This window comes from Pseudostreptobacillus sp. (assembly GCF_977040545.1).
The window spans coordinates 1-7,149 of sequence record NZ_CDRRBS010000062.1 but is presented as its reverse complement, the minus strand read 5'-3'; the positions used below and the strand labels follow the sequence as shown (position 1 = coordinate 7,149).

The following is a 7,149-nucleotide window of genomic DNA, read 5'->3' as shown; positions in this document are numbered from 1 at the left end:
GAGTTAAGGAAGCTATTGAATATTCATTGGAAGATATTAATATAGATATGATAAGAAGTATATTTAAAGAATTATTTAATAATAAAGAAATGAAAGAAAGAATTCATATACAAGTTATTGAAGAATTTAGTGTAGAAGAAGCATTAAAAGAAATTAATAATAATTTTATTAAAGATGATAGTTTTAGTTTTTCTAGCTTATTTAAGGGGAATTTCTCTAGAATTAGAATAGTTAGTTTCTTTTTAGCAATATTAGATTTATATAAAAATGGAGAAATTGATATATATCAAGAAAATAATGATTTTTATATTAGAAGGGATAAAGATGTCAAATAATGTTAAAAGAGGTGGATTATTTAAGTCTAGCCTTATAGTAATGGTTATAAATATGTTAAGTCGTATATTAGGACTTGTAAGAGAGGTTGTAATTGCAACATATTTTGGAGCTACAGGAAGTACCGATGCTTATTTTGCAGCATCAAGAATAGCTAATTTTTTTACAACTTTATTAGGTGAGGGTTCACTTGGAACGGCTTTTATACCTATTTATGATGAAATTAAAGAAGAAAAAAATGTTGAAAGAGCTAATGAATTTGTATTTAATATTACAAATCTTTTAATATCTTTTTCATTTACAATGTCGGTTATAATGATGTTATTTTCAGGGTTTATATTAAAATATATTTTAGGATTTAAATCAGGAGAAAGATTGGGATTAGCTTCAGATTTATTAAAAATAATGTCCTTTTATTTACTATTTATATCTATTTCAGGATTGGTTTCATCATTATTGAATAATTATGGAAAATTCTATATTTCAACTTTAGTTGGAGTTGTATTCAATTTAACTATAATAGGATCATTTATTTCAAAAAATACTATAGGTATATATGGCCTTGGTATTTCTTTTTTACTTTCAGGATTGTTTCAAGTATTAATACAATTACCATCTTTTTTTGGAATAATGAAAAAATATAGCTTTATTTTTAATTATAAAGATCCTTATGTAAAAAAATTTTTAATTATTATGATACCAACTTTAATAGGAATATTTGGATATCAAATAAATGAATTAGTGGATACAAGTTTTGCTGGAGCCCTACCTATAGGGACGATTAGTGCGATAAATTATGCATCAAGATTGTACTTATTACCAGTTGGAGTTTTTGCTGTATCACTATCAGTGGTTATATTTCCAAGTTTATCTAGATCTGTTGTTAAAAAAGATAATGAGTTGTTTAGAAATACTATACAAAGAGGACTACATTTTCTGGCTATATTAATAATTCCATCTAGTTTGGGATTGATATATTATTCAAAAGAAATAATAATGTTATTGTTTAATTATGGAAAATTTGATGAAAAAAGTGTACAAGTTACTTCAGAAATATTACAGTTTTATGGATTGGGTTTAATATTTTTTTCTAGTATACATTTATTAACGAGAGCACATTATGCACAAAAGGATAGAAAATTACCAGTAATATCTTCTTTTGTAGGTATAGGTTTAAATATATTATTAGATTATTTATTGTATCAAAAATTTGCTCATAGGGGATTGACTTTTGCAACATCATTTTCAGCTATGGTGAATTTTGTAATTTTATTTATCTCTTTACATAAGAGATATATAAAAATAGATATAATAAAATACTTTAAATTTATATTAATATCATTAATAGATTCTTTTATTTGTATATTTATAATAGAAAATATGATTAATATTGAAAATAATAGAATAGAAATAGTTATTAAATTACTTGCTTTTATAATAATATACTTTAGTATTTTTTCTATTAAATATTTTAAAGATAGAAAAATGGTTTTAGATAAATAATTATTGAACAAGCTATAAAATTTATGCTATACTTTATTTGAATAAAATTTGAAAGGAGTAGTATATGCTAAAAACATCAAAAGAGTTGTTAGAATATATTATACACGCAACGCATAAAAGAGAAGAAATGAAAGGTCCAAAGTTATATATTTCAGCAATACTTGCAGGAATGGCTATTGCATTTGGAGCAGTAGGAAATATTTTAGTTTCAGCAGATCTTATAGAAACTAATGCAGGAGTAGCTAAATTCATAGGAGCGTCAGTTTTCCCAGTAGGACTGATATTAATTGTTTTACTTGGATTTGAATTATTTACTAGTAATTGTTTAATGGTAGTAAGTGTATTTGATAAAAAAATAAGTTGGAAAAAGATGTTTGAAATACTTGCATTAGTTTGGATATTCAATTTAATAGGTTCAGTAATAATAGCTTACATATCATACGAAACAGGAACTTTAAGTGAAGCAGGTGTAAAATTATTATCACATATGGCAGAGCATAAAGTTAATACAGGAGCTTATGATTTAATATTAAAAGGAATATTATGTAATGTTTTAGTAAGTAGTGCTTGTCTTGGAGGATATATGTCAAAAGATGGAGTTTCTAAAGCGTTTACTGTATGGTTCCCTATAATGTTATTTATAGTTTTAGGTTATGATCACGTTGTTGCAAATATGTTATATTTACCACTTGCATTAATGCATGGTGCAGAAGGAGTTACTTTATTAGGAGTATTATATAATTTCTTCTTTGTTACTATAGGAAATTTCTTAGGTGGAGGATTTGTAGTAGGATTATCATATTGGTTTTTAAATAAGGATGTTAAATAGATAGTAAGGCTTGTTATATATATAGCAAGTCTTTTTATTTTATTTGTACATTTATATATAACTATGATATAATTTATATACAGATTGGAGAAAAATGGATGATAAATATATTGTAAAAATTTCAGGATTTGATTTAATACAAAAGAAAGGCTTACAATCAACAACTTTAGATTCTCTTTTGTTAGCAGATTTTGTTAGAATAAATGGAAGAAGTAAGAATATATTAGATATAGGATCAGGATTTGGAATAATTTCTATGATACTTGCTAGAAAATCAAAAGCAAAAGTATATGGAGTAGAATTGAATGAAGAATCGTATATAGTATCACAAGAAAATAGAAAAAATGCAAAATTAGATAACTTAGAATATATAAATATGGATATAAATAATTATAAAGAAATATTTAAAGAACAAACTTTTGATATAATAGTTTCAAATCCTCCATATTTTGAAGAAAAAAATATCGAAAATATGAGAAATATGACTAGTATTAATGATGCAAGGTTTGAAAATACTTTATCTATAAAGAAAGTTATAGATATATCTAGAGTATTACTTAAAAATAGAGCTTCTCTTTATTTAATATTTAGAACAGAAAGATTAATGGAAATACTTGGATATATTAATGGAACTAATATGGAAATAAAAAGATTGAAACCAGTATATACTAAGTATAATGATGATAGTTCATTGATTTCAATGATAGAAATAATGAAAAATGTTAAATCTGGTTTTGTTATGGAGTCACCAATTTTTGTTTATAAAAATGAGAGGGAAAGAAATGAGTATATCACAAAATTATATGAATAATAAACTTCCGAAACATATAGCAATAATAATGGATGGAAATGGTAGATGGGCAAAAAAAAGAGGGATGATAAGAACTGAAGGGCATAAAAAAGGGGTTGAAACATTAGAAAAAATATTAAAATATTCTGATAAATTAGGAATTAAATATTTAAGTGTTTATGCTTTTTCTACTGAAAATTGGAATAGACCAAGATTAGAGGTTGAAACTATACTTATGTTATTTAATAAATATTTAAAGAATAAGTTTAATGATTTTATGGAACAAAATGTTAGACTTGTAATAAGTGGTAATAGAGAAAGGTTAAGTAAATCCTTAAATGAAACCATAGATGAAATCACAAATAAACTGAAAAATAACACAGGTATTGTACTTAATATATGTTTTAATTATGGTGGAAGATTAGATATATTAGAAAGTGTTAAAAAAACAATAGAAAATGGAGAAGATATTACAGAAGATAATATATCTAAAAATTTATACAATTCATTTATTCCTAATCCTGATTTACTAATTAGAACTGGAGGGGAATTTAGAATAAGTAACTACATGTTATGGCAAATAGCTTATTCAGAGATATATGTTAGTGATTTACTTTGGCCAGATTTTGATGAAAAAGAGTTAGATAAATCAATAAATAGCTTTTGTAATAGAGATAGAAGATATGGAAATGTAGAAGAATAGAGGTGAAGTATGTTAAGTAGATTGTTGGTTATAATTTTAACGGTACCAATTTTGATTTATGTTTTTCTTTCAGGAGATATAACATTTTTAATTTTTAATATAATAGTTATAGGTATTTCTATGTATGAATTTTATACAATACTTAGAAATAAAGGTAAAGGAGTTTATTATAAAACGGGAATAATGCTAGGTGTATCTTTACCTATTTTAATATATTTTAAACATGATATAAGCATTTTATTTAGATATTTAAGAATATTTAATTATAAAACTGAAATAGCTTTTGATAGTGGAGCTTTTGTTATATTTAGCCTTATGGCTATAGCTATACTTCAAATATTGGGTTCAAAAATTAAAAATTCTACAGAAGAATTAATGTATACTTTATTAGGGATTATATATATTGCCTTCTTCTTATCATATATGATGATAATAAGAGAAGAATTCCATAATGGTAAAATTATGCTGCTTTATACTTTTATTTCTATATGGGCTTGTGATACATTAGCATATATAGTGGGAGTATTAATTGGTGGTAAAATATTTAGAACTAGACTTTCAGAAAAAATTAGTCCTAAAAAATCTATAGAAGGATTTATAGGAGGGATATTAGGAGTATTTATATCAACTTATAGTTTTATATATATATATAGAAAATTATTTAAAGCTGATTTATTTGATAAAATAACTTTAAATGAAGCGATTATATTATCTATATTAATAGCTTTATTTTCAGTTCTTGGAGATTTATTTGAATCTAAATTAAAAAGAGAATTTGGAGTTAAGGATAGTGGGACTATTTTACTTGGACATGGAGGATTTCTTGATAGATTTGATAGTGCAATGTTTGTAATGCCTGTGGTTTACTATTTTGTTAAATATGTTGTTATATGATATGAAGGTAGTTATTGTTTGTTATAATATAATAAAGAAAGGAGAGTATGATAAATAATATATAACTATACATATAGATTATTATACAAGAAAATATGCAAGAAAATATGAATAAAACACTTTTTATATTGGGAAATGGATTTGATTTATTTATGGGATTACAAACAAGTTATTATATGAGTTTTTTATTTGAGGTAGATTGGAAATCATATAATGAGAATTTAGAAAATGAAGGAAAAAATGTTTGTAATGAAGAAGTAAAAAAACATAAAATTGACTTTAAAAGATTAGAACCAAGATTTAGAGATAATTTATTTTTTCAATTTTTAATTTCTTCTCCAGATGTTAAGGACAATATAAAAATGTGGAAAGATTTAGAAAATAAAATTAAAGATTATGTAGATGTAGTCACAGATTATTTGGAATTTAATAAAACTTCAGAAAAATATAAAGAGTTTATTAAAATGATAGATGCTTGTATAAAAAACAATATAGAATATAAAATATATTTATTGAATCATTTAAAAGAGTTTGAACATAACTTTGGTAATAATTTTATATCGACCAGAGATTTTTGGGCTATTCATAAAAAAAATGAATTTGAAAATAAAATATATAATTTTTTTAATTTAAAAAATCAAGAAGTATATGTTATATCTTTTAATTATACTACTTATTTGAAATGTCTTTTTTCTGAGTTTAATGATACTAATTTTTTTAATATACATGGAACGTTTAAAGAACCTATTTTTGGTATAGGATTTTATGGAGAATATCCAGAAAAATATAATCTTTTTGTAAAAGAAAATAGATATGATGAAAATAAAACAATAAATAAAAAATATTTAAATGAATTACCAAATGATATAAATAAAATTATAATATTTGGTCATTCATTATCGGAATTAGATTATAGTGATTTCAAAAATATATTTAATAAATTTAAAGAAAGATTATTTTATATAGATATAGAATTTAGATATTTTGAATACAATAATGATAAAAGTGAGAGATTAAATATAGAAAAAAATAGTGAAAAATTATTGAATGAATATTTAAAAAGAGAACATAAAGGAAAACGAATTAATGATTTAAATCTATTTTATAAAGAAATTGATGAATTTTCTAATTATATATAAAATTTAAATATGAGGTGATAATGTTGAATTTTGAAGAAAATGAACTGAAATATCAAAACTTAGGTCCAACTGATGAGGCTGATATATCACAATATGAGGAAATTCTAAATTTTTCATTTAATGATAGTAATATATTTAATATAGGAATAATAGGTGGCTATGGAAGTGGAAAAACAAGTTTAATAAAGAGCTATTTAAAACAAAAAAATAAAAAGTATATAAATATATCTTTGCTAATAGATGATTATGATATTAAAAATCATAAATCTGATGAAGAAGTGTAAAAACATATAAGAAAAAAAATATTAAATAATTTACTTATACAACTTGATTCTAAAAAAATTTGGAAAACAAAATTTAAAATTATTAGAAAATTGGATATTATAACAATTATAATTATTTATATTAATATATTTTTATTTATATTATATAAAATTTTAAAGTTAAAATATTTGATTTGCTTATTAGCATTATTATTTCCGTTTTTAATACTAAATATAAAAAAAATATTGAATTATTTAGAATTTAATAAAATTAAAATTAGGGATTATAGTTTTGAAAATAATGAAAAAGATGATGAAAATTATTTTGACAAAAATATTTCAGAAATAGTATATTTATTTGAAAATTCAGAAAATACAATATTTGTTTTTGAGGATATAGAAAGATTGAAATCTAATGATAAAAAAATTATATTTTATGAATTGAGATTAATTAATAACTTGCTTAATTATAGAAATAAAGAGATATATAAATTTGTATTTTCATGTAATGAAACTATTTTTATCAATCCTGAAGATAAAAGCAAATTTTTTGATATAACAATTCCAATTTTATATAAAACAAATAAATTTAATGCTTTTTCTAGATTAACGGATTTAGAACAATATATTTCTAATGAAAAAATAAAGTTTTTAGATGATCTTTCTTTTTATATTTACGATGAAAGAACTATAAA

The 7,149-nt window shown here is 22.4% G+C and carries 9 protein-coding genes; all 9 read left to right on the top strand.

Annotated elements, in window-relative coordinates; genetic code table 11:
- Positions 1–335, top strand: a 335-nt coding sequence (locus ACWYO2_RS04205; RefSeq protein WP_455515243.1) for a segregation/condensation protein A, incomplete at its 5' end; no start/stop codon positions are given.
- A complete protein-coding gene (gene murJ, locus ACWYO2_RS04200) occupies positions 325–1,836 on the top strand; it encodes a murein biosynthesis integral membrane protein MurJ (RefSeq protein WP_455515242.1) in 1,512 nt (503 codons plus the stop codon). The genes ACWYO2_RS04205 and murJ, both read left to right, overlap by 11 nt.
- Positions 1,837–1,900: 64 nt before the next feature.
- Positions 1,901–2,665 carry a formate/nitrite transporter family protein gene (locus tag ACWYO2_RS04195; protein WP_455515241.1) on the top strand — a complete coding sequence of 255 codons (765 nt, stop codon included), beginning with the start codon at positions 1,901–1,903 and terminating at the stop codon, positions 2,663–2,665.
- 94 nt (positions 2,666–2,759) lie between these two features.
- On the top strand, positions 2,760–3,476 hold the full coding sequence (locus tag ACWYO2_RS04190; protein WP_455515240.1) for a tRNA1(Val) (adenine(37)-N6)-methyltransferase: 717 nt from the start codon (positions 2,760–2,762) through the stop codon (positions 3,474–3,476).
- A complete protein-coding gene (uppS, locus tag ACWYO2_RS04185) occupies positions 3,469–4,158 on the top strand; it encodes a polyprenyl diphosphate synthase (protein WP_455515244.1) in 690 nt (229 codons plus the stop codon). The genes ACWYO2_RS04190 and uppS overlap by 8 nt, the downstream gene beginning before the upstream one ends.
- 9 nt (positions 4,159–4,167) lie before the next feature.
- Positions 4,168–5,052, top strand: coding sequence for a phosphatidate cytidylyltransferase (locus ACWYO2_RS04180; RefSeq protein ID WP_455515239.1), 885 nt, complete (start codon positions 4,168–4,170; stop codon positions 5,050–5,052).
- Between the two features lie 107 nt (positions 5,053–5,159).
- Positions 5,160–6,191: an AbiH family protein gene (locus ACWYO2_RS04175; RefSeq protein ID WP_455515238.1), complete on the top strand. Its 1,032-nt coding sequence runs from the start codon at positions 5,160–5,162 to the stop codon at positions 6,189–6,191.
- Between the two features lie 20 nt (positions 6,192–6,211).
- Positions 6,212–6,475, top strand: coding sequence for a YobI family P-loop NTPase (locus ACWYO2_RS04170; RefSeq protein WP_455515237.1), 264 nt, complete (start codon positions 6,212–6,214; stop codon positions 6,473–6,475).
- A gap of 225 nt (positions 6,476–6,700) precedes the next feature.
- On the top strand, positions 6,701–7,149 hold a 449-nt coding region (locus ACWYO2_RS04165; RefSeq protein WP_455515236.1), incomplete at its 3' end, for a YobI family P-loop NTPase.

Excerpts from the sequence above, each read along its gene's own strand:
- murJ (WP_455515242.1), top strand. The coding sequence starts at position 325 with ATGTCAAATAATGTTAAAAGAGGTGGATTATTTAAGTCTAGCCTTATA.
- ACWYO2_RS04195 (WP_455515241.1), top strand. The coding sequence starts at position 1,901 with ATGCTAAAAACATCAAAAGAGTTGTTAGAATATATTATACACGCAACG.
- ACWYO2_RS04190 (WP_455515240.1), top strand. The coding sequence starts at position 2,760 with ATGGATGATAAATATATTGTAAAAATTTCAGGATTTGATTTAATACAA.
- uppS (WP_455515244.1), top strand. The coding sequence starts at position 3,469 with ATGAATAATAAACTTCCGAAACATATAGCAATAATAATGGATGGAAAT.
- ACWYO2_RS04180 (WP_455515239.1), top strand. The coding sequence starts at position 4,168 with ATGTTAAGTAGATTGTTGGTTATAATTTTAACGGTACCAATTTTGATT.
- ACWYO2_RS04175 (WP_455515238.1), top strand. The coding sequence starts at position 5,160 with ATGAATAAAACACTTTTTATATTGGGAAATGGATTTGATTTATTTATG.
- ACWYO2_RS04170 (WP_455515237.1), top strand. The coding sequence starts at position 6,212 with ATGTTGAATTTTGAAGAAAATGAACTGAAATATCAAAACTTAGGTCCA.